Raw genomic sequence first — 26,205 nt, forward strand, 5'->3', positions numbered from 1 at the left:
TTTTTCAATAATTTTATATCTTCATTAATAAAACATTATTTTGCAGTGGATAAAATAGGAATTACCTTATCAATAGAGAGGAAAGTCTCATTAATTAATTTAACATCATCATAACCATGAAGTAACAATATTTAAATTACTGGCATAAAAAATCCGAGTGAGACCACCCAATGAATCGCCCCTCACGTTTTTTGGGGGTATTGAGAAAACGATCAACAACGCAAGCATCTTTATCGCTGATTTTAAAAGAAAAATATTATATTTATAATTATTTCCTGTCTTTTTCACAAAATGTTCTAGAATTAACGGCAAGACTTGATGGCGTTAGTAGAGCGCAGGGGACGGTTTCACGTGATCCTGCCGAGTATATTGACATATAAAAATCAAGAGGGTTCTTATGAGTAACAGCAATCAGAAAAATAACAGCAATGTTAATGATGATGTTTATTCTTCGATAGATTTGGCCATTTCACTACCGAAATCTGGATTTCCAGACGCAGAGCGAAACCCTCGCCATGTATTCAGTGCCATTCGTGATGAGTTAATGTTGGACGGTAACTCACGGCAAAACCTGGCGACATTCTGCCAAACTTGGGTTGACGAAGAAATTCGCGACCTGATGGATCTATCCATCGATAAAAATATGATTGATAAAGACGAGTATCCACAAACGGCCGAAATTGAAGCCCGCTGCGTGCGCATGTTGGCCGACCTGTGGAAATCACCGTCGCCGGACACCACCCTGGGCTGCTCCACCATTGGCTCGTCAGAAGCCGCTATGTTGGGTGGGTTGGCGTTGAAATGGCAATGGCGCAAAAAACGTGCCGCGCAGGGCCTGACAACCGATAAGCCCAATATGATCTGCGGGCCGGTGCAAATTTGCTGGCACAAATTCGCGCGTTATTTCGATGTGGAGTTGCGAGAAATCCCTCTGGAAGGCGATCGTCTGATCATGAGCCCGGAAGAGGTACTGAAACGAGTCGATGAGAACACCATAGGTGTGGTACCCACCCTCGGAGTGACCTTTACCTGTCAGTACGAGCCGGTAAAAGCGGTCAGCGACGCGCTCGATAAGCTGCAAAAAGACACCGGACTGGATATTCCTATTCATGTCGACGGTGCCAGCGGCGGCTTTCTCGCCCCATTCTGTGCCCCCGATCTGGAATGGGATTTCCGCCTGCCACGCGTAAAATCCATCAATACTTCAGGCCATAAATTTGGGTTAGCCCCTCTGGGTGCGGGCTGGGTGGTGTGGCGTGAAGCGACAGACTTGCCCGAAGAGCTTATTTTCAACGTCAACTATCTTGGCGGCAATATGCCTACCTTTGCGCTCAACTTCTCGCGCCCTGGTGGACAGATCATCGCTCAATACTACAACTTCTTACGCCTTGGCCGCGAAGGCTACGCCAAAGTGCATAATGCTTGCTATGCCACGGCCCAGTATCTTGCTGACGAGATCGGTAAGCTCGGCCCGTTTGAAATCCTGTTTGATGGCGACAGCGCCAAAGGCATCCCGGCGCTGGCCTGGAAACTGAAAGAAGGCGCCAACATCGGTGGCTACACGCTGTATGACCTCGCCGATAAATTACGTTCACGCGGTTGGCAGGTCCCGGCATACTCCATGCCAGCTAATCGGGAAGATCTGGTTATCCAGCGTATTCTTGTACGCCACGGGGTGAGTTTTGACCTGGGTAGTCTGTTGCTTGACGATCTGAAACGAGCGCTTGAGCATTTCGAAAATCATCCGGTCGTTAATCCACTTTCGGAAGATGAAGCGGCCGGTTTTAACCACGGCTGATCCGCAGTTGGTCTGTTAATGGAGTGGCATGCTCTTCGCCACTCCTGTTAACCATAAGAACTCAACTGGCAAGCATCTTCGCTTGTCCCAGGAGAATTGCCATGGCTACCTCTCAAATCATCGCTGCGCCAAAACAACTCACGCTGTTGGGCTTTTTTGCCATAACGGCATCAATGGTGATGGCGGTTTACGAATACCCAACGTTTGCGACCTCTGGTTTTTCACTGACCTTCTTCCTGATCCTTGGCGGCTTGCTGTGGTTCATTCCGGTAGGATTGTGTGCCGCTGAAATGGCAACGGTTGAGGGTTGGCAGGAGGGCGGCGTGTTTACCTGGGTTTCTAAAACCCTGGGTGAGAAATGGGGGTTTGCCGCTATTTCGTTTGGCTATTTGCAAATCGCGATCGGCTTTATCCCGATGCTCTACTTCGTGCTAGGGGCGCTGTCCTATATTCTTAACTGGCCCGAGCTCAATAACGATCCGATAGTCAAGACCATCGCAGCACTGATTATTTTATGGGGTCTGGCCTTGACTCAGTTTGGTGGCACCAAGAATACCGCTCGCATCGCCAAGATTGGTTTTTTTGCCGGTATCCTGCTACCAGCAGCCATTCTGGTGATCCTGGCCGTCACTTATCTGCGCTCTGGTGCTCCCATTGCGATTGAAATGAATGCCGAAACCTTCTGGCCGGACTTCACCAGCATGAGCACGTTAGTGGTGTTTGTGGCCTTCATCCTAAGCTATATGGGGGTCGAAGCATCGGCTACTCACGTCAATGAGATGAAAAACCCGGGCCGCGATTATCCGCTCGCCATGCTGCTGCTGATGTTTGCGGCGATTTGCCTGAGTTCAGTCGGCGGGCTGTCCATTGCCGCCGTGATCCCCCATGAGCAAATCAACCTCTCTGCGGGCGTGATGCAAACCTTCACGGTGCTGATCAATCATTTGGGGACGGGCTTTGAATGGGCTATCCGCGGTATCGCTGCGCTGTTGCTCCTGGGCGTGCTAGCTGAGATCGCGGCATGGATTGTCGGGCCTTCCCGTGGGATGTTAGTGACGGCACAACAAGGGATCCTGCCTGCCCGCTTTGCCAAAATGAACAAAAACGGCGTCCCGGTAGTGCTGGTCATTTCCCAGTTACTCATCACCTCGGTGGCACTGATTGTGCTGACCAATACCGGGGGCGGCAATAACATGTCGTTCCTGATTGCGCTGGCGCTGACGGTGGTAATTTATCTTTGCAGCTATTTCCTGTTATTCCTGGCTTATATCCAGCTGATCCGCAAACAGCCGAATAACAAACGCACCTTTAATATACCGGGAGGCAATGGGGTTAAAATTGCGGTGGCGGTCATCGGATTGCTGACCTCTCTGGTCGCCTTTGTCGTCTCCTTCTTCCCTCCTTCGGGGCTACCGGGTGGAGAAGCTAACGACGTCTATGCCGGTTTACTGGTCGTTTGCTTCCTGGTGGTGCTGGTCATCCCCTTCATTATTTATGCACTACATAATAAAGCTGCCGGAGCGAAAAATATCACTCTGGTGCCAATCAACACGGATAGCGCTCAGGAAGGGCATTTCTTCATCCATCCGAAGGCACGTAGCCCGCACCACATCATTGTTGATGGTAAAAAGCTTCACTGATCGTCGATTATAAGGTGGATGTGCGGCAACGCCATCCGCCTCTTTACCCCCCGGTTAACCAGCCTTCAAACGACTCAACTCAGTGAGTTTGCCAGCGCTAAAGGCGTCATAGCCAACAGCGGATGGGTTTTCATCAGCGCAAATGACCAATCCACAAAGCTTCTCACCCGAACCGACAAATGCTTGCCGGTGGGGTAGATAATATAAATGGGTCGTGGAGCAAAGTGCCACTCGGGTAACACCGGCTGCAAGAGCCCACTCTTCACATAGCTTTCCACCGCGAAGGGTGCTCCGGAGCAGATGCCCGCCCCGGCAAGGCAAGCACTCATGGCCACATCGGGATCTTCGATCAGCAAACTGCTGTTGCCTACTACCGCGATGCTCTGGCTTGCCGATTGCAGATGCCAGGTAAGCTGCTTACCGCGCTGAATGCCAAAACCCCCAACCCATCGATGATGCTGAAGATCTTCAGGCTGCCTGATAGCTCGCATTGAGCGGAGAAAATGAGGGGAAGCATAAAGGCCCATCTGCACATCGCAAACGTGCCTGGCCACCAGCGTCGAATCTTCCAGATTACCGCCGCGGATCGCGCAATCAATGCCTTCCTCAAACAAATTACTGATGCGATCGCTGCTGGCAAGCCGCACCACGATCTCTGGAAAACGTGCCTGAAAGTCATGCAACTGAGGTGCGAGGATCCAACGCGCAATCGAGGCCAAAGCCTCTATACGGATCTTGCCGCTCGGCGTTGTCACCCCGCCGCTGAGCCCCCCTTCCAACTCATCAATTTCCGCGAGAATATGCTGGCAGCGCTCAAAATAGGCGCTACCATCCTCCGTCAGGCTCAACGCCCGGGTCGTTCGATGCAACAGGCGCACGCTCAGGACGCGCTCAAGATCGCTAATCCGCTGGGAGATCCGCGCTTTGGGAAGCCCCATGGCGATAGCCGCACGGGTGAAACTTCCGGTTTCAACCACTTTGACAAAAGTGGCCATGGCTGCAAGTTTGTCCATTTGTTCACAAATATTGAACAGAGTTAGCTTTTATAGTCTATTTATTAATTTTTGCTGTCAAATATCATGACGATCGCGCTCTCAACCCAGCTTGGAGTTTCCACATGATGCAATGCGATCCCAGCACCGGCAGTTGTCTACTGCCTGACGAGCCCTCTGATGCACAACGGCAACCCACTACGCCCAGCGATGTAGTCATTCGCTACGTCGGCGATCCGATGTGCTCCTGGTGCTGGGGCATTTCACCCGTGGTGAAGAAACTGGCGGAGTATTGCAATCAACATGGCCTGAGTTTTGTGATGACCATGGGTGGCTTGCGCGCTGGTGGCGGCGATGCTTGGAACTCGGCATTCAAAGCCTTCTTAAGGGAGGAGTGGCGCCACATCCAGAAAATAACCGGCCAACCTTTTGGTTTCAGCCTGCTGGAAGCAGCGCAATTCAATTACGATACCGAGCCGGCCTGCCGGGCGTTCGCAACAGCTACTCTGCTGTTGGTTGAGCGGGGTTTACCTTCCTCGGCAGCGTTACCGTTTCTCGCAGCAAGCCAGTACAAATTCTATGTAGATGGGCAGGATCCTAAAACCGTGGCGTTTTATCGTGACATCTGTGACCAGGTTGGCCTGCCATTTGAAGAATTCAGCCAAACCTTTACGTCACAACGGGCCAGAGAGGCGGTTAACCAAGACTTTGCGCTGTGCCGCCAATGGGGCGTTCGCTCCTTCCCCACCCTGTTGCTGGAACGTCAAGGTGAGATATCGCTGCTATCTTCGGGTTACGTTGACACCGAGACATTGCTTAACCGTCTCAACGCACAGTTACCCCCTGTTGCAGAGCACACCACGGAATAACCCTGTTTCTTATACAACCACCCGTCACGAAAAGGATCACGACATGAGTGTCATTTTACAGATTGATTTTAGTTTCCCAGCCGACCAGCTTGGTGCAACCCTGTCCAAAAATGCGCAATCGCTGGCCGAAAGCATCAATCAAGAGCCGGGTTTCATCTCCAAGATATGGACTGAGAATGAGCATACTGGCGAGGCGGGTGGAATATACTTTTTCGAAAACCGAGCGTTTGCCGAAAAATATGCCGAACACCACGTCAAACGGGCTGAGGCGATGGGGGCCAAAAATCTTCATCTGAAAATATTCGACATCAACCTTCCCCTGACCAAAATCAACCATGGCCAATATGAGTGATTATTGTCCTAAAAATTGAAGCACAAGGTGCCCCGTCAAAGGGAAGCCAATTTATTCGATAAAATTAATGTAATCATGGCATTAACGGAATAACTGTATGTGATCGCCCGCGACTTAACAAGTCGGTCAATTGATTTTTCACCAACAATTGCCACGAAAACGACAGCTTGAAGCGAAAAAAATCATTTGTTTTCGCTATTATTAGTCTTTCTCTGGCCAACTCTAAATACCAACACCAAACCCAATAGGATTGCGGCCATACCTAGCAAACTGAGTGCCGGTAATACGTTGCCTAAGAACAGATAATCCATGACAGCCGTAACAACAGGAACCAAATAGAAAAGGCTGGTCACGTTGACCATATTTCCACTGCGGATCAGTCGATACAACAAAAACTGTGCTCCAACGGAGATAACCAAACCCAGCCATAACAGTGGCAATAGGAACCCCACTCCCCAGTCGACCTCAAAGGGTTTAAATGGCACAAAGCAAAGGCAGAATACCAAGCTGACAAGATACTGAAGAGGCATCACTTCCTGGGGTGACTGCTGCACTGTTTTTTGTAATAGCGCCCCTGTCGTCATGCTGACTAGTGCCAACAGGGCAAAAGCCAATCCCAGGACCGACATCCTAGCAAAGCTTAGCCCTTCAAATACCACCAGAGTCAAGCCACACAGAGCCAATACCAAACCGCCTAGACGAGCTAACGAGAAATTCCGCTCGGTAAGCACCAATGTAAGGATGGGTTGTGCGCCTAGGATAGTGGCAAGTACGCCAGGGGTGACCCCATGCTCGAGAGCCAGAAAGTAGCAAATCGAATAACCGCCAATAAGCAACACTCCTGTCAGTGCTACTTTCCCACGAGTGCCCGACTTCGGCAGCAATCCTCCGCTAAAGCTGGCGATGACGACGAGCAGTGACAGCGCGAGAATAAAGCGCAAGGTAAGGATGGCGAACGCTGAGCTGTGGTCAAGCCCCCAGCGTGAGAAAATTGCTCCGCTGCCCCAAAGCAGAACAAAAAGCATGGTTGTGCCGTACGAGGCCCAGGCATTCTTGGTTAGCATCATATAATCTGCCTATATTGTTGTCTTTTCAGGTCCACCAGACAACCTCCCCCGTAGGTAATTGCCCCATAAAACAAGTAATCAACAGGCGTTGCCGTGCAGAAATACCGCTACCACCAAGTACAGCATGAACGAGATTACCATTTAGCAGTACGAGGTCACCTGCTTCCAAATCAATAGTTAGATGAGCATGTTCGTGCAAAAGCTCTACTGGATAAGGAAAACCACTATATTCAAGTCCTAGCTTTATTCGGGAATCATTATCTGGGGCGATATTCCAAACTTTGAGTTGGCCACCTTCACTTGGCATATCTGCGTAGAAGTTCATAGCCATTACATGCTCAACCCCCTGAATCTCAAAGCCATGTTGTGAAGGATCGCTCAATTGGGCCAAATCGTCATGCGGTAGTAGCAAATAATCTCCAGTATTGTTCCAGTAAACAGCCTTAGCATCCCCCGCAGGTCGTCCATCGTGGATTGCTGCTCGAACATTCATAGATTCCTTACGGAATCCTTCCCTCACTCGAGCAAGCGGATCCACACTGCCCTCGTAAATCGCATCTACCGGTTTCTTAAAGAAAGCGACTTGATCCAGATACTCTTGAGTCGTCTTTTCAATATGTGATGCGCCGACAAAGTATCCCTCAATCCCACCCTCACCTTCTCCATACCGTGGCGTGCGCGCTTTAGAACACCAAAAATTCTTTACTATTTGCGTCCTCTCTTCCACAGATAGAAACTGGCGTACTCGATACGCAGCCAACTGTCCGGATAGCACCTGATTAGCCCAAGTGAGATCCAAACGCTCAACAGATCCCTGAACCATGAAATTGCTATCAAATAGCCTTTCCCCCGTAATTGTCTCTCTATTCAAAGACATGATGACCTCCTTAATCGCCTTGGCGAAGATGACCCGTGTTCACTTTTTTGTGCAGCATCGTCCGCTGTCGATGCAAGAAACCCAAAATTGCAGGAACCGGGCTGATGACACGCTGATGCTCTGAGAGTTGCTTAGCATATTTCTGACGCGTTAAGGGTAAATATAGCCAGTGCGCTGTTGGCACAAGGTGATGCTCCTGATGATAACCATCGTTGAACGCGATAAAATTGTAAAACCGACCGTAATGACTTACCGAGTTGGCAAATGGGTCATCGGGATTTGCACCAAAATGTTCGTAGTAGTTCTGGATATTAACCAGCGCGAAAGACAGATAGAGTGCAGGAAAATAGCACAAGAGCACCCAATCCCATGCCACACATAACAATAGGAATAGCGCTAAGCACTGCACCACTCGGTCCCAGCGTAATTGCGCTATCTCACGCGATCTTGCTGATGGCGAGCGCGAATAGAAGAGGTCCATCTCAACGACACCCGCATGACTCCTCCAAAAGCAAACTGATTTGACCATTGCAACTAAACTGCTGAAAAAAGTGTAGAACGCTCCCCGAAATGCGTAATGTATTAGGCCCACGTGTTCACCGTTTACGCCATCGACGAACGTAGAAGAAGTATCTTGAGGCGGATGCCCGTTTTTACCACGATCATTATTGTATCGATGATGATTCCGTACATGCGTCAAATGGTAAGCTTGGACGGATTGCCCAATATTTATGGAGTTAAACATAGATACTGCGGCATTTAATTTTGATGAAACAAACCAAGGGGTATGCGTAAAAAAATGTGAAATAATTATAATGTTATAAGTCGTCATAACCACAAGCAGCAGTACGTTAAAACCCCAAGCACTCCAAGAAAAAAAAGACCATCGCGAGGCTAGCCAGAACGTTAGCACCAATTGTGCCAGACTCAGGATAAACATCAGAATATCCCATTGAGAATATTTCCACAGTTTCATCGCTGGCCCTCCTACTATAGATAGGATTGGAGGTTGCCACGCCGGCGAACATCCAATGTTGCGCAATGAAAAGAACCACCGAAACTATTAAAACACCTGAAATTACATGGGATAGGCGTAAATCCCCAAGACTTCATTTTTCTAATCATCGGTTCATCCTGTGCTTCAACAATCACACGGTGCTCATCCAGCATAAGGATATTCATATTTATCCACTTACTGGTCATATATAGCGGATGCGAGTCTGGAACTATTGGTTCTGGTGCCAGTAACATATCCCAGTTTTTGAAGATGGAGGGTTTCTCTCGTACGCGCTCAGGATTTACCAGCAGCTTGCCTGGTGCCAGTGGAACCAGAGTTGCATCTATGTGCATCGGATGCTTGTCATCAAACTCCAAAACATGGACACGATATTCGCTACCAAGATGGCGTCTTAACCATTCAATGCCGAATGCATTAGTCACATTGCTCTTTTGGGCTATGATATCTCGGCCACAGCGAGCAAAATCCGCCGCGTCAAACGTAGGTTCGAATTCAGTGACCACTAGCGGTATTGTGCCAAACGAGGCATTTTTTTCCCAATCAGGATCAAACTGCTCATCCGTCAACTGCGGTTTCGGCCCGGCACTCCATCGAGCGCCGCTATTAAAGTACTCTTTGAGCAATGGTTTATATGCGGAAACCTCGAAGTAACGGGAGCGCCATGCAAGAGGACATTCGATAATATCGTTGCCTATCACCAACAATACGTCTCGAGGCATTGCACAATATAACCCGCTGCTAGACCAACCCGGTGCACCAAAAATCAATGTCTGATCTTGAGGAACTGGACGACGAACTGTGACGCCTTCTCCTGTAAGAATACTGACAAATTCCTCGAGTTCCTCACGGGCCTTATCGATAAGATTCACGGGAAATGAGCGACCGGCCATGCGCTGAAACAGTGAATGTTGTGCAGCGGGCAATACGGGCTCAAGAGCAACATGCCAAGGTGGGAAGCACGCACCATCTACAACACCGACAATAACCTCTTCCAATGGATCCCATTCGGTATACGAACTCACAGCGCAATATTGAGATAATAACGCAGATTGATTATCTTGAGGTTTAAAAACTGTATTCATATGTTCCTCCTTGATTTTATAATCACATCCCTTAGGATTCCTCCCGTGCCAGATGTATAGATATTTTATCTAAAAAAATTACATTTATTCAGACTATCAATTACTCTACTACACTAACTACAACACCGATTAAATGATGTCATCATGGACTAAGGATCGCAGATAAGGCACTCATTATCATTAATTAAATTATTGCCACATCAATAACATACAATAAATCACAATGCGTCTTAAACGTATCGAATTTTTAGTCTCAAATATGAAACACCTTAGACTGTAGCAATACCACATATGAATTTCATCAAATTAAAGAATGAATCACCTAAACACGAATCAAGACTAACGTCAGAATTAACAGCAATAAGCAACGAGTAAAGTTCGACGATATATTGAGAGAAATAGAAAATGACGCAAGCTCTTTTGTAATGTCAACTTACAGGAGGTTTTTCGTGGCTTCCATGATACAGGTCACAACACTCACACAAACTCCTACATTTTTATAACATCTATACGAGTGCAGATTTGTCACTTAAACGCGCTTTGGCCTTATTGCCTGCCCCACTATTTCACCAGCATAGTGTGCCACAGACCTTCTGCGATTTCCTGCTACGTTAACTCTTTCAGCGGGCGGGCTTTGTCTGAGGCGTTCTTTTCACCATAGTGTCCATAGCAGGAGGCGCAGCTATTTTTATAGATCACACCAGGAGTCTGGACCAATTCCGGGACGGAGCCTGGCAAACGCGCTATTAATAGTGTTCCGTGTTACTCGCTTATCAGTTAATTACTCTACCGTTTTAATGCTTGGTTATTGCCGAAATGGGCTGCTGGCTACCCTTACTTCGCTGCAGGCTTCAGCAATCCGTTGTTACTGGTAGAGCTACCAGGTTTTATCCAGGTGTGACTGAAAGTTATCGCTCCGCTGTGGATAGTTTGTGGCAGCCAGCGCTACAGAGCTGAGAAAATATTATCCGTCACAGAAAAACAGGATCCGACTTATAGTACACATTGACATGATAGCAATTCTTTTAATAGGCGTAATTCTTATTATTAATTTCGCATCAAGGACATAGGCTGATTAAGGTCAAACTATGGAGGTAAGGCATGACCAAACGGGCGTAGCATGATGCTACACCCATTTAACCGCATATAGCGCTAGCGTTTTGCGGCTGCGAGGTACTTGGCCATCTCTTCCTCAGGCACCATACCGCCACCGGTTGCCCACACCAAATGCGTGGCATTAGCGATCCGTTGGGCGTCGATCTGGTGGTGGTCCAGATAATGTGGGTCGGCGCAGACTCGAGCCGGCCCCGCCATGCCAGCCAACGCAGAAGGCTCCAACTGAATGCTCTCTTCAGCGGCAAGCAAGCCAAGCAGGTCGTACATCTCCTGATCGCTCAGGGTGTAGAAACCATCCAGCAAGCGTTCCATGGCACGCCCGACAAACCCGGAAGCCCGGCCGACGGCCAAACCATCCGCCGCCGTGACGTTATCAATCCCCAGGTCCTGCACCGCAATGTGATCGTGCAACCCGGTGTGGATCCCCAGCAGCATGCAAGGTGAGTGCGTCGGCTCGGCAAAGATGCAGTGCACATGGTCGCCAAACGCCAGCTTCAGACCAAACGCCACTCCGCCAGGCCCGCCGCCTACGCCGCAGGGCAAATAAACAAATAACGGATGGTCCTGATCAACCTGGATGTTCATCTGCGCAAACTGCTTTTTCAGGCGACCACCGGCCACCGCATAGCCGAGGAACAGGGTTTGCGAGTTCTCATCATCGATAAAGAAACAGTGCGGGTCAGACTCCGCCTGCTTACGCCCTTGAGCCACCGCCACACCATAATCCTGCTCGTACTCCACCACGTTAACGCCGTGCTCACGCAGTTTGCGCTTCTTCCAGGCGCGAGCGTCGGCAGACATATGCACGCTGACGCTGAACCCCAGCTTGGCACTCATGATGCCAATCGACATCCCCAGGTTACCGGTTGAGCCCACCGCAATGCTGTACTGGCTGAAGAACTGGCGGAACTTGTCGCTAAACAGGATGCTGTAATCGTCGTCTACAGACAGCATGCCCGCCTCGATGGCCAGCTTTTCCGCATGGGTCAGCACTTCATAGATGCCGCCACGGGCCTTGATGGAGCCAGAAATCGGCAAATGGCTGTCCTTTTTCAACCACATCTTGCCCGCGATCGCCTGCTTATAACGCTGCTCCAACGCGCCCTGCATCGCCGGGATCGCCACTACCTCAGACTCGATAATGCCGTTCGTTTGCTGCGTTTCGGGGAAGGCCAGGCACAGATACGGAGCAAAGCGTTGCAAGCGCGCTTCGGCTTCGGCGACATCATTTTGCGTCAACCCGACGTAAGGTAACCCTTCCTCCAGCGTGGTCGTATTGGGGTTGAACCAGGTCACCGCTTCCAAATCCATCAGCCGTTGCACCAAAGGAAATTTCACTACCAGGTTTTCAATGTCTAACGTATTCATAAAGAGTCTCTTTTGGTCTAGATGATATAAGAAAGCAGGAATGTGGTTCCCAGCGCAATCAGCGAAGCAATAAAGGTGGCCGAGGTATAATACTTAAACATCTCGCTGAGCGTCGCGCCGCAGTATTGTTTCACCAGCCAGAACAGCGAGTCGGTGACGATGGTGCAACCGATGGCACCCGAGCCAATGGCCAACGCGATGATCTCCGGGCTGACGCCAGGGTAATGCGGCAATACGGGGGCAACAATAGCCGTTGCTCCCATCATCGCCACGGTGGCCGACCCCACCGCCGCATGCAGGCAGATAGCCACCAGCCAGGCCAGCAAGATCGGATGCATATCCATATTCGACAGGATCACCGCCAGCGTATCCGCCAGCCCACTGGCTTTTAATATGCCGTTGAATGCACCACCAGCCCCGATAATCAGCAAGATGTTGGCGATGGAAGAGAAGCCGTTTTCGGTTTTGGTCAGCAAGGTGCCCATGCCCATATTGCGGCGAATACCCAGCACGTAGTAGGCCACGAAGGCGGCGATAAACATGGCGGTGATCGGGTTGCCGATAAACTCCAGGAAGGTATACAGCGCACTGTCTTTGGCCATATAGAGTTCCGCTGCGGTTTTCACCAACATCAGAATGATCGGCAATAGCACGGTAAACAGTGTGGCACCCAACGAAGGCAAGTCCTGCTCGTTGCGTACCTCCACGGAGGAAAACTCGGCGGGTACGGGTTTGAACGGCAGACGCTTACCGACCAACTTGAGGAACAGTGGCCCACCGATCAGCGAGGCGGCCAACCCGACAATCAAACCATACACAATCACCGAGCCCACATCGGCACCCAGCTTGTTGGTGACAAACAGCGCCGCCGGATGCGGAGGAACCACACAGTGCACGGCCATCAATGCGGTACACAGCGGGATCGCCAACTTCAGCAAGGAGGTATTGGTTTTTTTGGCAATCGAGAACGCCAGCGGGATCAGCAACACCACGCCCACTTCAACAAACAGCGTAATGCCGCAGACCAGCCCCACCAGCACCATGATCACGTCAGCCGACAGCCAACGGCACTTTTGCAAGGTGATGCCAATGCGTTCTGCCGCCCCGGACACTTCCATCATGTTGCCCAGAATGGTGCCTAAACCAATCACCGCCGCCAGGAAGCCCAAGGTCCCGCCGATACCGCCTTCAATGGCATTGACCATTTCCAGCGGGTTCATGCCCATCAGGGCCCCCACATAAAAACTGGCCAGCAACAGCGCCAGGAACGGGTGGATCTTGAATTTTACGATAGTGAGAATAATGATAATGATGCTGCTTAGTAACGTAGCGACTACCCAGATCTGCGAGTCCATGTTCAGCGTCCTTCCAGGATAAATTTCACTCCTATTGGAAACTAACGCCCCAGCGCTGACAAACGATCAAAACGCCTCTTCACATGAGCCAGATTCAATCAATCAGGTGATTTCGGTCAACATTTGGCACTATTTATGTCTTTGACTCACATTGCTTCATCTTTAAACCCCCAGCTTCGATATAATCTGGTTTATTTCACAGGCGATAACCATGTACGACGACAAGCACCAGCTCGCCCGCAACAGGCACCTGAATGGCTATCAGCTAGCCAAGCTGCATACGTTTGAGATTGCCGCGCGGCAAGGCTCATTCGTGCTGGCCGCCGAAGAGTTGGCGATCACCCCCAGCGCCGTCAGCCATCGGATCAACAATCTGGAAGCCGAGTTGGGTTTTAAGCTATTCCAGCGCTTTCACCGCCGGATCGAACTCACCCCTGAGGGCGAGCGGTTGTTCTGGGTGTTGAAATCGTCACTCAGCTATCTCAATCAGGAGATACTGGAGATTAAAAGTCAGGAACTGTCTGGCACCCTGACTATCTACTCCCGACCGTCGATTGCCCAATGCTGGCTGGTGCCCAAGCTGGCAGATTTCGATCGCCAATATCCGGCCATCAGCCTGAATATTCTCACCGGTAACGAGATGGTGAACTTCCACGGTGCGGGGATCGATCTGGCGATCTATTTTGATGATAAAACGCCGGAGAAACTCGATTGCCAGCATTTGATGGATGAGTCGATTGTGCCCGTTTGCAGCCCGGAGTACGCCGAGCGCCATGAGCTAGCGGGTAATCCCGCCAACCTGCGCCGCTGCACGTTATTGCACGATCGTCAGGCATGGAGTTACGACTCGGACATTGGGGAATGGAATACCTGGGCTAAACACTTTGACCTGGAGTTTGCTGAAGGCCAGCGCGGTATGGGGTTTGATCGTTCGGATCTGGCGGTGATCGCGGCCATGAACCACGTGGGAATTGCCATGGGCCGCAAGAAGTTGGTGAGTAAGCGCCTGGAGAATAACGAACTTATCGCGCCCTTCCCCGGCATGGAAATGCAATGCGCCCAGCGCTACTACATTTCCACGCTCTCGGACCGGCAATGGCCTAAAATCAACGCCTTTATCCAGTGGTTAAAGGCCATGGCCGACGAGTCTTAATTAGCCGCCTGCTGGCGCGCCCATGCCAGCGTCTGCGCTGCCAGCTTATCGCTGGCCAGGCCAAAGGCCTGCACGACGTTGTCCATCGATGTGCCGTGGATCGGCTCGCGCACCGCAAAACTACGGCTGGCCATCACTCGGCGATCGGAGGTGCGAACCAGGCGAGCATCAAAACGGATCACCACTTCGCCCCGATCCCCGTTATAGACCCCTTGGAAGGAGGACAAATCGCCGCCTAGCTCAAGATCTGCCTGTAAATTGTCATCGTCGCTGCTCACCGAGCGGAAATGGCCGTTAGTACGGAACTCCTGGATCAGGCGATTACGCAACAACAACGGGGCCGGATCGCTCCAGCGTGAACCGCTAAAAGAGGTGATCTCCGCACCCTGAGGCTGCACAGCAATGCGCGTACCGTTCAAAAACTGGCTGGTATTGGGCTGCACGATACGTACCGAGCGTTCAGACGCCTGGCCCCCTGCCACGGCCACTGGCTGTGCTGGCAGCAAATACACCTGCTGTATCGGGCTTTCCGGCAAAATGGTGCAGGCGGCCAGCGGCATCACGGCCACCAGCACCAACAACCGAAGCATCTGGCGAAGTTTTAGCTTAATCATTTAGGGGTAAACTCCTTGGTACGTTCGCGGCCCCTGAGCAAGGCGGACGGGTTCTCTTCCAGGCGGCTCATGGCACCGCGTAAGGTCAATAAGGTTCTGCGTAATTCATCTACCGCCGGGCCAAGATCGTTGAATCCCTGGATGCCGCTATTCAGTGACTGCTGATTTTCACCAATCAGCTTGTTGAGCAGTGCAGTGGTTTTCTCAAGCGAAGCCATGGTATTTGCCGCATTGGCCACCAATTGCTTGCCCTGCCCGTCCAGCAACACGTTAGCATTGCGCACCAACCGATTGGTCTGCGCCAGCGTATCGTTGCTTTGCTTGGTCACCAGCGCCAGCTGCTGCAAGATGGTGCGGATATCTTCACGTTGCCCGGCTACGGTAGAGGTGATCTGTTCCAGATTATCCAGCGTATTCACCAAACGCTGCTGATTGTCCGGCGTCATGAGCTGATTCAAACGCACCAGCACCTGGTTGACATTGCTCATCACATCTTCGCCATTGGCGAGCAACTGGGTCAACGGTGATGGCGTGGCGACAATCACCGGGATTGCCCCATCCTCTCCTGTCAGCATCGGGCTGGTTTCGCTCCCACCGCTGAGCTGGATATTGGACGTACCGGTAATGCCAGCTATCGCCAGGCGAGCCTGAGTGTCCTCACGGATCGGTGCAGAGGCCGTGACCCGAATGCGCGCCCAGACTTTGGTCGGCACATTGGGATCCAATCGCAGCTGAGTGACTTCCCCCACACGGATCCCACTGTAATTGACCGTGCTGCCCTGTGACAGGCCACTGACGGCTTCATTAAACACGATATCGTACTGCTTGAACTGGCGATCGGTGCCGGACTTGGTTAGCCACAGGCTGAACAGCAGCACGGCAGTGAAAATAATGAGCGTAAATAAACCAATCAAGACATGATGCGCACGGGTTTCCATTTGTTATTGCCTCTCTGGGATATTCGTTACGGCCTGCTGTGCCGCCCGCCCACGCGGGCCGTGGAAATACTCTTGGATCCAGGCATCGTCAGTGGCGGCCACCACCTCCAGCGTATCCACCACCAGCACCTTCTTCTGCGAAAGTACCGCTACCCGGTCACAGATTGTATAAAGCGTATCGAGATCGTGGGTGACCAGAAACACCGTTAACCCCAAGGCATCGCGCAACGTGCGGATCAGGCTGTCAAAGGCGGCGGCACCGATGGGATCCAGCCCGGCCGTTGGCTCATCCAGAAATACGATTTCCGGATCCAACGCCAGCGATCGGGCCAACGCGGCACGCTTGACCATGCCGCCAGAAAGCGAGGCCGGATACTTGTTGCCGGCACTGGCAGGCAGCCCGGCCAGCGCCAGCTTCACCTGGGCCAGCTGCTCGGCATCACGGCGCGGTAAGCCTGCGTATTCAATCAGCGGCAGCGCCACGTTTTCCGTCACCGTCAGCGAGCTGAACAAGGCACCACGCTGAAACAGCACGCCAAACCGCCTTTCCAGCACAGAGCGGCGCGTACCAGAGAGCGCCATCAGATCCTCGCCAAAGACGTGGATCTGTCCAGCGGTTGGGCGGCGCAGACCAACGATACTACGCAACAGCACGGACTTGCCGGTGCCCGAACCACCGACCACGCCCAGGATTTCTCCTCGGCGCACGTCCAGATCGAGGTCCACATGCACGCATTGGGGGCCAAAACAGTTTCGCAATTTACGGATGCGAATAATGGCTTCAGGGGTCGTCTGGCTCACACGCCCATCTCCATGAAGAACAGTGCAGCGACCGCATCCAGCAGGATCACCACAAAGATTGAATGCACGACGCTGGCGGTGGTATGAGCCCCTACCGACTCGGCGCTACCGCTGACTTTAAACCCTTCCAAACAGCCGATAATGGCAATCAGGAACGCAAATACCGGCGCCTTGCTCATCCCCACCAGGAAGTTCTGAAAACCGCCGCTACTCTGCATGATGGTTAAAAACATGGTGGGTGAGATATCCAGCGTCAGGGCACAAACCACCATGCCGCCAAAGATGCCGCTAATCATGCCTATGAAGGTCAGCATCGGCAACGCCAGGAGCAGCGCCAACACACGCGGCAGCACCAGCAGTTCAACCGGGTTCAGGCCCATCGCCTGAATAGCGTCTATTTCCTCATTGGCCTTCATCAGCCCAAGCTCTGCGGTAAAGGCGCTGGCGGTACGGCCCGCCATCAAGATAGCCGTCAGCAGCACTGCGAACTCTCGCAGGAAGGAAAACACCACCAGTTGCACGGTAAAGATGCTGGCACCGAAGGTAGACAGGACGGTTGACCCCAGGAAAGCGATGACGGCCCCTACCAGGAAGGTCAGCAGCATAATGATCGGCACCGCGTTCAGGCCGATTTGCTGGAGATTGGCCACCAGCGAGGTGATTCGCCAGCGCGTAGGGCGTAGCAGATTGGCAAACAGGGTTTGCAACGTCAGGCCGATAAACCCCAGCAGGGCAACCAGGTTGTGCCAGAAATTTTCCATCGACCGGCCGACGTTGGCCAGCAGTTCGATCGCCAGACCGGGCGGCTTTTCTGCCGGTGGCGGCTCAAAACCTTGCAAAGCACGGCCAACGGTTTCCAACAGCACGCGGCGTTCCACAGGAAGCGTGGGGGCTAACTGTTTGAGATCGGATATCCGTTGGTCACCCAGCAGATTGACCAGCAAGGTGGCACCTGCGGTATCCAGGCTGCCCAGTTGGCTGAGATCGAACACCACATCGGCCGGCAAGCGGGCTTGCAGTTGCCCAACGGAGGGTTCCAACAGGCGATAATGTGCCAACACCCAATCCCCAGATGCCAAGATACGGGGAGGATGGAGCGTCTCGTCCAGGTTGAGAAAGGTGCTGAGTTGCGGTTCTGCCATCGATGACAGCCTCTGCTGGCGAAGAAATTTATACCCGTCGTCCTTCAAGCAACATCGTGAAAGCGATTGGGCAAAGTCTATTTATAACATTAGCGTAGCGGCTTTAAGCAGATTTGCTATAGCACGGTAACATATCGTTATTCTTTATGGTCGTTCGGGGCGCTGCGCCCCTGAAAAGACGCAGGGCCGGGAGATCCCCAGCCCTGCTTGACGCGAATTACTTCACTTCGCCCATTGCTTTCAGCTTTTTGGACAGATCGCGGCGTTCTTTCGACAGATCGGCATTTTTGATGATGTAATCATCAACGCGATCTTCATAGTCACCGCGCATGTTGGCGATGATGCCCTGAATGTCTTCAATGCTCATGCCCGGCTTGATGTACTCGCTCAGGTTGTCGAGCAGCAGCACACGCTTCTGGTTGTCACGAATTTTCTTTTCGTTGTCGACAATTTCACGCTGTAGCTTGTTTTTACGGCGGAACATACGCACAAACTCCAGAACGTCCTGGAAACTCGGCTTATTTGCATTATCCATCTTTATACCCTTGCTTTAGTAATACACAGATTCATTTGCTTACGGCCACAATGATACCAAGATACAGGGTTGTGGCCGTCAGACACAACTGTCATTGCCTTATCTTACCCACTTTAGCGCATTGACCCTATCCTGATGCACCTGCTTCATGATCTGATCCACTATTCCTGAGTATTGGCCGTACAGACCTTGAGCAGATCGCCCAACTCTTCCAACTGCTGCGCCAGTTCCATGCTCAGCCAGACATAGCCATAGATCGGGGCTTCGCTGAGTTGAGCGGCACTGGCCTCTTGCATTAATGCCTTCAGCTCTGCGGAGATATCGTTCAGTTCCCCGGCAATAACCTGTGCATGCAGGGGTTCACCATCTCGCATAATACTCGCCAGCGATTCGATCGCGCGCTGCGTCAACAGCTGTGAACTACGCAAGGTTTTGGCATTAAGCATAATAAAATGGGTTTCACGCGAGGCCCAGTAAGCATCGGCTAACAGCTCCAACGTGCAAACCAGATTGCGGCTCAGGGTCTGTACCGCTTCAAAGACCGGTTTGGCGATATGAGTCTCTTTGCTGGCGGGGGCGATCAGTGTGCGTAGCTTCACCACATCGCCCAGCAAGTTTTTGAGCCGGGGCTCCAGCCGGGGCCGCTCAATCATATTGGGTGAAAGGTAAGCGCCGTAGATCTTCCCTACCGTCTCCAGGCAATCCGCCATTTTCATTCGCCACAATACATAAGCCCGCTGCGGGTAGATACTGGTAAACAGCAGCGCCAGCAACGAACCAAAAATCACATCGCCACTGCGCCACAGTGCGATAGAGATATCGCCAGCCCCGGCGCCGATGACCACCGCCAGCGTAATGCCCACCAGCAACGCCATATAAGGCCGTTTGCCTAGCGTCAGATAACCACAGGCAAACATCACCACTCCGCACCAGGCCAGCATCAGCGGCAGTGAATACAGCTCCAGATATAGCGCAATCAGACCAGAGGCCGCACCAAACACCGTACCGGCAATACGCTCCATCGCCCGTTGCAGTACGTTACCCCAAAAAGAGATCGGCCCCATCACCACGATCAGCGTGATCAACGGCCAGGTACCTTCCGGCACCGCCAGCAGACGGATCAGCAGAAAGGTCAGGATAAAAGCCAACCCGATCCGTACCCCGTGGACGATGCGGTAATTACGGTAGATCAGATGTTCAAAAGAAGAGATTTTTCTATCCAGACGCACGCTTGTACCCGCCAACCCTGCTGTAAAACCCTTATTTTAGTGGAACAATGCGGCTGACGTACAACACAAGCTGTTGAAAGATGTTTCCTGGTTAGGAATAGGTTTAGGTTGGCGCTAAAGATTTTAGCGGCGAAGGATTTACCTTTTTGCTAAAGAGTGAGATCATCGGCCCATGGAAACCAAAGAAATCAGGCGCAATAACCTGCGCGATCTGATGGCACGTTTCGCCCGGCAAGGCACCAACCAGAATGAGTTTGCTCTACTGGTGGGATCTTCTGCGCCAACGCTGAGCCAGATCACCGGTGAAAAATCCTCCCGCAACCTGGGCGACAACCTCGCCAGACGCATTGAGGCCAAACTCGGCTTGCCCAAAGGCTGGTTCGATGTGTTCCATGAGAAGGCGCTGGAACAGCCGTTTGCCAACGTGGCGGCCGAGTCTGATTTCCAACCGGCACGGCTCAAACCCGTGGTATGGGAAGATACCGAGCAGGACAAGGAAGAGTTTGTGGAGATCCCATTGCTGGATATCGATTTCTCCGCCGGTGACGGCTGCTACGAAATTGTCGATAGTGAAGAGTTTTCGCTGATCTTCCGCCGCTACTATCTGCACAAGATGGGGGTGCCGGTAAACGCGGCGCGCATTATCCGCATCTCCGGCTCCAGCATGGAACCCCGATTGCAGGATGGGGATGTGGTGGGAATCAATACCGCCGATACCCGCATCCGCGAAGGGAAAACCTATGCGATCCGCCACGGCAATCTGTTACGGGTCAAGATCCTGATTGAGCAGCCCGACGGTGGCGTGGTCATCCGCTCTCTGAATCGGGAAGAGTATCAGGATGAGCAGCTCAGCTATCCACAGCGCAAAGAGCAACTGGTAGTGCTGGGCCGGGTATTCTGGTCTTCCTCCTCCTGGTAAGATCCTGGAAGCGGGCGCAGCATGCGGCGCCCCTCCGTAACCAACCATTCAGCCTCTATTTAAAATCCACCGCCATTTGCTGCGGTATCGACAACCCACGCGTCGATTGCACACAGCGGCCAATATAATCGGTAAAGCGCGGCGGTTTAGGCATACCCAGCTTGAGGATTTTTTCGTTGCTAAAGCGCACGTTCAGCATGGCAAAGGAGCCGTACAGACGCATCGCTTTCAACATCAGGCGCTCATTGCACGGCCCGAAGATATCCTTCAACTGTTTGCGCATTTGCAACAGGGCTTCGTAGCTGACCTGTGCATAGCGATCGCCCACCGGTGGCTCCTCTAATGCGGCGGCGATGGCATAATCGATATCTGCAAAACTGACGCTGCTCTCCTCCCCCGCCGAAATATGGTAAACATCGTTATCCAAGCTCTCGCGGTTAAGCAGCATCACTAACGCATCGGCGCAATAGTCCACCGGGATCACATCGATACTATCTTGCAGCGAACACATAAACTTACGCAACATCAACGCCATACTGAATACCCAGAAAATACTGCTGGAGGGTTTGCAGCCCAACTGCGTATGCCCCACCACGATCGAGGGCCGGGCGATCACCAGCGGCAGCTGTGGGCAGGTTTGCCGCATCAGTTGCTCGATGGTCGATTTGGAGCGGGTATATTCCACCAAGTGTTCGGCGGTTTCCTCAAACTCGGCGCTTTCTGCCACCAACGACCCCACCTGAGGTGAGCAAGACATTGCCGTGCCCACATGCAGAAAACGTTTTAATCCAACCACCTGAGCCATTCGCTGCGCAAATGCCAGAGTGCCTTCAACGTTAACCTTCCAAATAAGGGGGTTGTTACCAAATGACGCCACCGCGGCACAGTTAACGACATGGGTTACCTGGTTAATGCGGGCGTCAGACAAAAAGTATTCAGGTTCGCTTAAGTCACCCAGTAAAATATTCTCTACAGTGAGCTTATTCAGAATATTTTTATCTATATTGAACTTTTCCATATTAGTGAAAATACGGTTCAAGCCCTGCTCTTCTGTTTCCGCACGCACCAACAATAGATAGTTAACCTTCTGATTTTCTTTCAGTAACTTTTCAAGCACCGCACCACCGAGAAAGCCAGTCGCTCCAGTCAACAGTAACGTTTTCATCTTACATACCTACATTTTCATTGAATGAGGTGGAGTGTATGCCTATATTTATAAACCAGAAGTAAATAGAAATTAACTGATTACGTAACTACCCCTATTAATATTCTCTTGAGGAATATCCTGAAACACTCACAGACAATGAGTAACAGCTCAACGCCTCTTTCATTCCGTTTGTTTAATTAACATTTATGTTATCTCTGATTTAATTAACCAGATTAATCCCATACGCTTTTTAGGAGCTATCATGAGCTACAACCAAAAGGTCTGGCTGGCTGTATTAACGGTTTGCACGCTATTCTGGCTTGCCCTGATTAGCGGTCTGTATACCTATGCTAAATCATTGGATCATCAGCACGATCATGGCCAGCAAGAACAAGCGATGAGCATCAAGCCAGTAAAGCACCACCCCACTCTGGCACAGGCGCTATGAAGGTTCTGCCCTGAATGAGGTAGCGACAAATTCTCTTAAGCCAAATATTATGCGCTATCGAATAGGGAGAAAGACATGCCACGACCACTGGATGGCCTACCCCAGCAAGAACGTGAAAAGATCCAAACCGATTTGCTGGCACTCAGAATTATTTATAGCGAACGCTACGGCTACGCCGCCGAGTGGGAAAGCGCCGAAACGCACGTCCCCACGCATCTACGCGGCTACTTTCAGCAACGGTTGAACTTCTATCGTACTGCGCAGCGCCACTCAATTTAACGTTAAGCCTTAACCAATACTTGGCATCGGTGATCGCGCCGTTACAATAGGGCTATTCCCTACGCCAACAAGAGATGCGATTTTGAGCAGCAAGGCACCGGCCACATTCTACATCCACGACTACGAAACCTTCGGCAAAAGCCCGTCAATGGACCGTCCGGCGCAGTTTGCCGGGGTGCGTACCGATATGGATTTCAACATTATCGAAGAACCGCAGGTGTTTTACTGTGCGCCAGCCGATGACTACCTGCCTGACCCCGAAGCGGTGATGATCACCGGCATCACGCCTCAGCAGGCGCTGGCCAAAGGCGTTAACGAGGCCGAGTTTGCCCGCCGTATTCATGAAGCGTTCAGCGTCCCTGGCACCTGCATTCTGGGTTACAACAATATCCGCTTTGACGATGAAGTCAGCCGCAACATCTTTTACCGCAGCTTCTACGATCCTTACGCCTACAGCTGGCAAAACGGCAATTCCCGCTGGGATCTGCTGGATGTGATGCGGGCCTGCTACGCCCTGCGCCCGGAAGGCATCATCTGGCCAGAAAACGAAGATGGCTTCCCCAGTTTCCGTCTGGAACATCTGACGCGTGCCAACGGCGTTGAACACGAACACGCTCATGATGCGATGTCCGATGTGCATGCCACCATCGCCATGGCCAAGCTGGTCAAACAGGCGCAGCCAAGGCTGTTTGACTACCTGTTGCAGCACCGCAACAAGCACAAACTCAATGCGCTGATCGACGTCGCGGAAATGACGCCGTTAATGCACGTTTCCGGCATGTTTGGCGCGGCACGGGGTAACACCAGTTGGGTTTCCCCCCTGGCCTGGCACCCGGACAATAAAAATGCGGTGATTATGTGCGATCTGGCAGGGGATATTACCCCGCTGCTGGAACTGAATGCCGACGAGCTGCGAGAACGCCTCTACACCCGCCGCGATCAATTGGCGGCCGATCAGGCCCCGGTGCCGATCAAGCTGGTGCATATCAATAAATGCCCGGTGCTGGCTCCGGCCAAGACGCTGCTGCCAGAAAATGCAGACAGGCTAGGCATCGATCGTCAGGCATGTCTGGAGAATCTGAAGGTGCTGCGCCAACACCCGGAGATCCGTGAAAAAGTGGTGGCCCTATTTGCCGAGGCCGCCCCTTTCACCCCGAACGATGATGTGGATGCCAAACTGTACGACGGTTTCTTCAGCGATGCCGACAAGGCGGCGATGAGGATCATTCAGCAAACCAAACCGCAGAATTTACCCGCGCTGGATTTGACCTTCAGCGATGGCCGGATGAAAGAGCTGCTGTTCCGCTTCCGCGCCCGTAACTACCCCAATACGCTGGACGACGCAGAGCAGCGCCGTTGGTTGCAGCACCGCCAGGAGGTGCTCAGTGCCGAGCGGGTGCAAAGTTATATCTTGCAACTGGAGTCGCTGTATAACCTGCATGAAGGGGATAAAGAGAAGATGGCGTTGCTGAAAGCGCTGTTTGATTACGGTAAACAGTTGGTGGGGTAGCCTCAACACACCTTCTCACTGAGTGGCATTACATTTCTTCAAGCAAATAAAAAGGGTTCCAACATGTGGAACCCTTTTTGCTATCGCGAAGCAGAAGAATGGATTAAGCCACGTCTTCGCTTGCTTGTGGCACCGGCAGGCTGAAGCTACGAGTGACAAATGTCAGATACAGCAGGCCAATCGCCGCCCAGACCAGACCCAGCGTCATGGAACTGACTTCCAGGTTGACCCACAATGCACCGACGGTTAACGCCCCCAACACCGGCAGGATCAGGTAGTTGAAGGTGTCTTTCAGCGTACGGTTACGTTTCTCGCGAATGTAGAACTGTGAGATCACCGACAGGTTAACGAAGGTGAACGCAATCAGTGCGCCAAAGTTGATCAGTGCCGTAGCCGTGACCAGATCGAACGAAACGGCAGACAGCGCAATCGCACCGACCAGCAGCACGTTCAGCGCCGGAGTACGCCATTTTGGATGCACATAACCGAAGAAACGCTCCGGGAATACGCCATCACGGCCCATGACGTACATCAGGCGGGAAACACCCGCGTGAGATGCCATACCGGAAGCCAGTACGGTTACGCATGAGAACACCAGGATCACCGACTGGAAGAACTTGCCAGCCACATACAGCATGATTTCCGGCTGTGACGCATCAGGATCTTTGAAGCGCGAGATATCCGGGAAGTACAGCTGCACGAAGTACGACACCACGATAAAGATCACGCCGCCGATCAAGGCCGTCAGGAAGATGGCTTTCGGGATCACGTTTTCTGCGTCTTTGGTTTCTTCGGATAACGAGCTGATGCCGTCAAAGCCGAGGAACGAGAAGCACAGAATGGTCGCACCGGTGATCATCGGCACCACGTGCGCGTTGTCAGACCAGAACGGACGGCTGCTCACCAGCGTACCGGCGCCTTCACCGTGGGAGATACCGTTAATGACCAGGCCCAGGAACACGATCATGATTGCCACCTGTACCACCACGATTATGGAGTTCAGGTTGGCCACCAGCTTGATGCCACGCAGGTTGAACGCCGTCATCAGCCCAACCAGGGCCGCAACGAAGATCCACGAAGGCACACCCGGGAAAATGGCTTCCAGGTAAATTTTTGCCAACAGGATGTTGATCATCGGCATGAACAGGTAGTCCAGCAGTGATGACCAACCCACCATAAAGCCGACGTGCGGGCTAATGGCTTTCTGGGCATAGGTATAGGCAGAACCGGCTGAAGGGAATTTCTTCACCAGTTTGCCGTAGCTCAGGGCGGTAAACAGGATCGCCAGCAGAGCAAAGGCGTACGCGGTCGCGACGTGACCGTCGGTCAGGCCGGAGACGATGCCGAAGGTGTCAAAGATGGTCATAGGCTGCAAATAGGCCAGACCCATCATGACGACCGGGACTAAAGTCAGTGTTTTACGCAGTTGGGCGCGTTGGCCGGCAGCGGGTGCGGCGTTGATGATGTTATCGGACATCGCGTAGCCCCCCCTTACCTTCAGTCTTGCGGATAATAGACACGCCAAGACTCAAGGTTGCGGGGAAACTTCGCAACGTGCGACTGAATTCTAAAAGGGGGATGAGGGAAGCTGGATAACTAGGCACAATAGCCTGTGTTGCTCCATAATCGCTGCGACCGCAACGGAAACCGGCGTGCACCGGTGCCAAGGTGAAAAATTGCCCCATCTTTCTTATCCTCATGAGTCACGACCATAAAGTTTTGGTTGATCGCGACGAACCTATTTATCTATCCGGCTCGATGTCCGGCCTCGCTTGATGTATGAAACGCACGTTGGTAGAACATAATGCAAAAAAAAATAACCGACGCGTTAAAACGTCGGCTATCTGCATTTCGCGTATTTTGCCATAAGATCGCAGAAAGACAAGATCCTGAAACCTTCTAATACAAATTCTTTTGCTTAATATCAGGAAAAACGCCCTTCATTGCCATCAGGGT

At 51.9% G+C, this 26,205-nt stretch carries 25 protein-coding genes; 10 read left to right on the forward strand and 15 right to left on the reverse strand.

Features of this window, described 5'->3' with window-relative positions:
* Positions 1 to 170 precede the first annotated feature (170 nt).
* The 3 genes from KGP21_RS18615 (at position 171) to gadC (ending at position 3,438) form a co-directional block, all read left to right on the forward strand.
* Positions 171 to 380, forward strand: a complete 210-nt coding sequence (locus tag KGP21_RS18615) for a hypothetical protein (RefSeq protein WP_223535984.1) — start codon at positions 171 to 173, stop codon at positions 378 to 380.
* A 17-nt stretch (positions 381 to 397) separates the two neighbouring features.
* Positions 398 to 1,798 carry a glutamate decarboxylase gene (locus tag KGP21_RS18620; RefSeq protein WP_223535986.1) on the forward strand — a complete coding sequence of 467 codons (1,401 nt, stop codon included), beginning with the start codon at positions 398 to 400 and terminating at the stop codon, positions 1,796 to 1,798.
* A 101-nt stretch (positions 1,799 to 1,899) separates the two neighbouring features.
* Positions 1,900 to 3,438, forward strand: a complete 1,539-nt coding sequence (gene gadC, locus KGP21_RS18625) for a glutamate:gamma-aminobutyrate antiporter (protein WP_209554758.1) — start codon at positions 1,900 to 1,902, stop codon at positions 3,436 to 3,438.
* Between the two features lie 74 nt (positions 3,439 to 3,512).
* Here the strand turns inward: gadC and KGP21_RS18630 are convergent, their stop codons facing one another.
* Entirely contained in the window at positions 3,513 to 4,451 is a 939-nt protein-coding gene (locus KGP21_RS18630) for a LysR family transcriptional regulator (RefSeq protein WP_223535989.1), read from the reverse strand.
* A 104-nt stretch (positions 4,452 to 4,555) separates the two neighbouring features.
* Here KGP21_RS18630 and KGP21_RS18635 point away from each other — a divergent pair, with 104 nt between their 5' ends.
* A complete protein-coding gene (locus KGP21_RS18635; protein WP_223535992.1) occupies positions 4,556 to 5,299 on the forward strand; it encodes a DsbA family protein in 744 nt (247 codons plus the stop codon).
* Between the two features lie 43 nt (positions 5,300 to 5,342).
* Positions 5,343 to 5,651 (forward strand): monooxygenase, encoded by a 309-nt coding sequence (locus KGP21_RS18640; protein ID WP_094981616.1) that lies wholly within the window; start codon positions 5,343 to 5,345, stop codon positions 5,649 to 5,651.
* A 182-nt stretch (positions 5,652 to 5,833) separates the two neighbouring features.
* Here KGP21_RS18640 and KGP21_RS18645 read toward each other — a convergent pair whose 3' ends face one another.
* The 6 genes from KGP21_RS18645 to dsdX form a co-directional block, all read right to left on the reverse strand.
* Complete coding sequence (locus tag KGP21_RS18645; RefSeq protein ID WP_059202062.1) at positions 5,834 to 6,715, reverse strand: DMT family transporter; 882 nt, start codon at positions 6,713 to 6,715, stop codon at positions 5,834 to 5,836.
* A 28-nt stretch (positions 6,716 to 6,743) separates the two neighbouring features.
* A complete protein-coding gene (locus tag KGP21_RS18650) occupies positions 6,744 to 7,595 on the reverse strand; it encodes a hypothetical protein (RefSeq protein ID WP_179250034.1) in 852 nt (283 codons plus the stop codon).
* Positions 7,596 to 7,605: 10 nt separating this feature from the next.
* Positions 7,606 to 8,571, reverse strand: coding sequence for a fatty acid desaturase (locus KGP21_RS18655; protein WP_059201205.1), 966 nt, complete (start codon positions 8,569 to 8,571; stop codon positions 7,606 to 7,608).
* Between the two features lie 14 nt (positions 8,572 to 8,585).
* On the reverse strand, positions 8,586 to 9,695 hold the full coding sequence (locus KGP21_RS18660; RefSeq protein ID WP_094981618.1) for an amidinotransferase: 1,110 nt from the start codon (positions 9,693 to 9,695) through the stop codon (positions 8,586 to 8,588).
* 1,152 nt (positions 9,696 to 10,847) lie between these two features.
* Positions 10,848 to 12,179, reverse strand: a complete 1,332-nt coding sequence (locus KGP21_RS18665; RefSeq protein ID WP_223500017.1) for a D-serine ammonia-lyase — start codon at positions 12,177 to 12,179, stop codon at positions 10,848 to 10,850.
* 17 nt (positions 12,180 to 12,196) lie between these two features.
* Positions 12,197 to 13,534: a D-serine transporter DsdX gene (gene dsdX / locus KGP21_RS18670; protein WP_021805830.1), complete on the reverse strand. Its 1,338-nt coding sequence runs from the start codon at positions 13,532 to 13,534 to the stop codon at positions 12,197 to 12,199.
* A gap of 211 nt (positions 13,535 to 13,745) precedes the next feature.
* Between dsdX and dsdC the strand changes: the two genes are divergently transcribed.
* The gene (gene dsdC, locus KGP21_RS18675) at positions 13,746 to 14,687 is read left to right on the forward strand and encodes a DNA-binding transcriptional regulator DsdC (protein WP_021805831.1); all 942 of its coding nucleotides are present in this window, start codon (positions 13,746 to 13,748) and stop codon (positions 14,685 to 14,687) included.
* Here dsdC and KGP21_RS18680 read toward each other — a convergent pair.
* From KGP21_RS18680 to KGP21_RS18705, 6 genes are all read right to left on the reverse strand, one after another.
* Positions 14,684 to 15,301: an ABC-type transport auxiliary lipoprotein family protein gene (locus KGP21_RS18680; RefSeq protein ID WP_021805832.1), complete on the reverse strand. Its 618-nt coding sequence runs from the start codon at positions 15,299 to 15,301 to the stop codon at positions 14,684 to 14,686. The two genes, dsdC and KGP21_RS18680, sit on opposite strands and share 4 nt — an antisense overlap.
* A complete protein-coding gene (locus tag KGP21_RS18685; protein WP_021805833.1) occupies positions 15,298 to 16,239 on the reverse strand; it encodes an MlaD family protein in 942 nt (313 codons plus the stop codon). Before KGP21_RS18685 ends, KGP21_RS18680 begins: the two co-directional genes overlap by 4 nt.
* A gap of 3 nt (positions 16,240 to 16,242) precedes the next feature.
* On the reverse strand, positions 16,243 to 17,040 hold the full coding sequence (locus KGP21_RS18690; RefSeq protein WP_021805834.1) for an ABC transporter ATP-binding protein: 798 nt from the start codon (positions 17,038 to 17,040) through the stop codon (positions 16,243 to 16,245).
* Entirely contained in the window at positions 17,037 to 18,182 is a 1,146-nt protein-coding gene (locus tag KGP21_RS18695) for an ABC transporter permease (protein ID WP_021805835.1), read from the reverse strand. Before KGP21_RS18695 ends, KGP21_RS18690 begins: the two co-directional genes overlap by 4 nt.
* A gap of 217 nt (positions 18,183 to 18,399) precedes the next feature.
* Positions 18,400 to 18,717 (reverse strand): PTS system regulator TmaR, encoded by a 318-nt coding sequence (gene tmaR, locus KGP21_RS18700; RefSeq protein ID WP_024528076.1) that lies wholly within the window; start codon positions 18,715 to 18,717, stop codon positions 18,400 to 18,402.
* Positions 18,718 to 18,878: 161 nt separating this feature from the next.
* Positions 18,879 to 19,946, reverse strand: a complete 1,068-nt coding sequence (locus KGP21_RS18705) for an FUSC family protein (protein ID WP_223535995.1) — start codon at positions 19,944 to 19,946, stop codon at positions 18,879 to 18,881.
* A gap of 172 nt (positions 19,947 to 20,118) precedes the next feature.
* Between KGP21_RS18705 and KGP21_RS18710 the strand changes: the two genes are divergently transcribed.
* Positions 20,119 to 20,865, forward strand: a complete 747-nt coding sequence (locus tag KGP21_RS18710) for a helix-turn-helix transcriptional regulator (RefSeq protein ID WP_021805838.1) — start codon at positions 20,119 to 20,121, stop codon at positions 20,863 to 20,865.
* Between the two features lie 55 nt (positions 20,866 to 20,920).
* Here KGP21_RS18710 and KGP21_RS18715 read toward each other — a convergent pair whose 3' ends face one another.
* Entirely contained in the window at positions 20,921 to 22,030 is a 1,110-nt protein-coding gene (locus tag KGP21_RS18715; RefSeq protein WP_021805839.1) for an SDR family oxidoreductase, read from the reverse strand.
* Between the two features lie 244 nt (positions 22,031 to 22,274).
* Here KGP21_RS18715 and KGP21_RS18720 point away from each other — a divergent pair, with 244 nt between their 5' ends.
* The 3 genes from KGP21_RS18720 to sbcB all read left to right on the forward strand — a co-directional run bounded on the left by KGP21_RS18720 (position 22,275) and on the right by sbcB (position 24,249).
* On the forward strand, positions 22,275 to 22,460 hold the full coding sequence (locus tag KGP21_RS18720) for a hypothetical protein (RefSeq protein WP_021805840.1): 186 nt from the start codon (positions 22,275 to 22,277) through the stop codon (positions 22,458 to 22,460).
* 75 nt (positions 22,461 to 22,535) lie between these two features.
* Positions 22,536 to 22,739 (forward strand): DNA polymerase III subunit theta, encoded by a 204-nt coding sequence (locus KGP21_RS18725; RefSeq protein ID WP_021805841.1) that lies wholly within the window; start codon positions 22,536 to 22,538, stop codon positions 22,737 to 22,739.
* 82 nt (positions 22,740 to 22,821) lie between these two features.
* On the forward strand, positions 22,822 to 24,249 hold the full coding sequence (sbcB, locus tag KGP21_RS18730; RefSeq protein WP_223535998.1) for an exodeoxyribonuclease I: 1,428 nt from the start codon (positions 22,822 to 22,824) through the stop codon (positions 24,247 to 24,249).
* 103 nt (positions 24,250 to 24,352) lie between these two features.
* Here the strand turns inward: sbcB and KGP21_RS18735 are convergent, their stop codons facing one another.
* Positions 24,353 to 25,726, reverse strand: coding sequence for an APC family permease (locus KGP21_RS18735; protein WP_059201212.1), 1,374 nt, complete (start codon positions 25,724 to 25,726; stop codon positions 24,353 to 24,355).
* Positions 25,727 to 26,205: the final 479 nt, after the last annotated feature.

Origin of the sequence: Serratia sp. JSRIV004, assembly GCF_019968705.1 — a bacterium.
GTDB classification, from domain to species: domain Bacteria; phylum Pseudomonadota; class Gammaproteobacteria; order Enterobacterales; family Enterobacteriaceae; genus Chania; species Chania fonticola_B.

Bases quoted from the DNA above. Each gene is read 5' to 3' on its own strand.
- KGP21_RS18615 (WP_223535984.1), top strand. From the start codon at position 171: ATGAATCGCCCCTCACGTTTTTTGGGGGTATTGAGAAAACGATCAACA.
- KGP21_RS18620 (WP_223535986.1), top strand. From the start codon at position 398: ATGAGTAACAGCAATCAGAAAAATAACAGCAATGTTAATGATGATGTT.
- gadC (WP_209554758.1), top strand. From the start codon at position 1,900: ATGGCTACCTCTCAAATCATCGCTGCGCCAAAACAACTCACGCTGTTG.
- KGP21_RS18630 (WP_223535989.1), bottom strand. From the start codon at position 4,451: ATGGACAAACTTGCAGCCATGGCCACTTTTGTCAAAGTGGTTGAAACC.
- KGP21_RS18635 (WP_223535992.1), top strand. From the start codon at position 4,556: ATGATGCAATGCGATCCCAGCACCGGCAGTTGTCTACTGCCTGACGAG.
- KGP21_RS18640 (WP_094981616.1), top strand. From the start codon at position 5,343: ATGAGTGTCATTTTACAGATTGATTTTAGTTTCCCAGCCGACCAGCTT.
- KGP21_RS18645 (WP_059202062.1), bottom strand. From the start codon at position 6,715: ATGCTAACCAAGAATGCCTGGGCCTCGTACGGCACAACCATGCTTTTT.
- KGP21_RS18650 (WP_179250034.1), bottom strand. From the start codon at position 7,595: ATGTCTTTGAATAGAGAGACAATTACGGGGGAAAGGCTATTTGATAGC.
- KGP21_RS18655 (WP_059201205.1), bottom strand. From the start codon at position 8,571: ATGAAACTGTGGAAATATTCTCAATGGGATATTCTGATGTTTATCCTG.
- KGP21_RS18660 (WP_094981618.1), bottom strand. From the start codon at position 9,695: ATGAATACAGTTTTTAAACCTCAAGATAATCAATCTGCGTTATTATCT.
- KGP21_RS18665 (WP_223500017.1), bottom strand. From the start codon at position 12,179: ATGAATACGTTAGACATTGAAAACCTGGTAGTGAAATTTCCTTTGGTG.
- dsdX (WP_021805830.1), bottom strand. From the start codon at position 13,534: ATGGACTCGCAGATCTGGGTAGTCGCTACGTTACTAAGCAGCATCATT.
- dsdC (WP_021805831.1), top strand. From the start codon at position 13,746: ATGTACGACGACAAGCACCAGCTCGCCCGCAACAGGCACCTGAATGGC.
- KGP21_RS18680 (WP_021805832.1), bottom strand. From the start codon at position 15,301: ATGATTAAGCTAAAACTTCGCCAGATGCTTCGGTTGTTGGTGCTGGTG.
- KGP21_RS18685 (WP_021805833.1), bottom strand. From the start codon at position 16,239: ATGGAAACCCGTGCGCATCATGTCTTGATTGGTTTATTTACGCTCATT.
- KGP21_RS18695 (WP_021805835.1), bottom strand. From the start codon at position 18,182: ATGGCAGAACCGCAACTCAGCACCTTTCTCAACCTGGACGAGACGCTC.
- tmaR (WP_024528076.1), bottom strand. From the start codon at position 18,717: ATGGATAATGCAAATAAGCCGAGTTTCCAGGACGTTCTGGAGTTTGTG.
- KGP21_RS18710 (WP_021805838.1), top strand. From the start codon at position 20,119: ATGGAAACCAAAGAAATCAGGCGCAATAACCTGCGCGATCTGATGGCA.
- KGP21_RS18715 (WP_021805839.1), bottom strand. From the start codon at position 22,030: ATGAAAACGTTACTGTTGACTGGAGCGACTGGCTTTCTCGGTGGTGCG.
- KGP21_RS18720 (WP_021805840.1), top strand. From the start codon at position 22,275: ATGAGCTACAACCAAAAGGTCTGGCTGGCTGTATTAACGGTTTGCACG.
- KGP21_RS18725 (WP_021805841.1), top strand. From the start codon at position 22,536: ATGCCACGACCACTGGATGGCCTACCCCAGCAAGAACGTGAAAAGATC.
- KGP21_RS18735 (WP_059201212.1), bottom strand. From the start codon at position 25,726: ATGTCCGATAACATCATCAACGCCGCACCCGCTGCCGGCCAACGCGCC.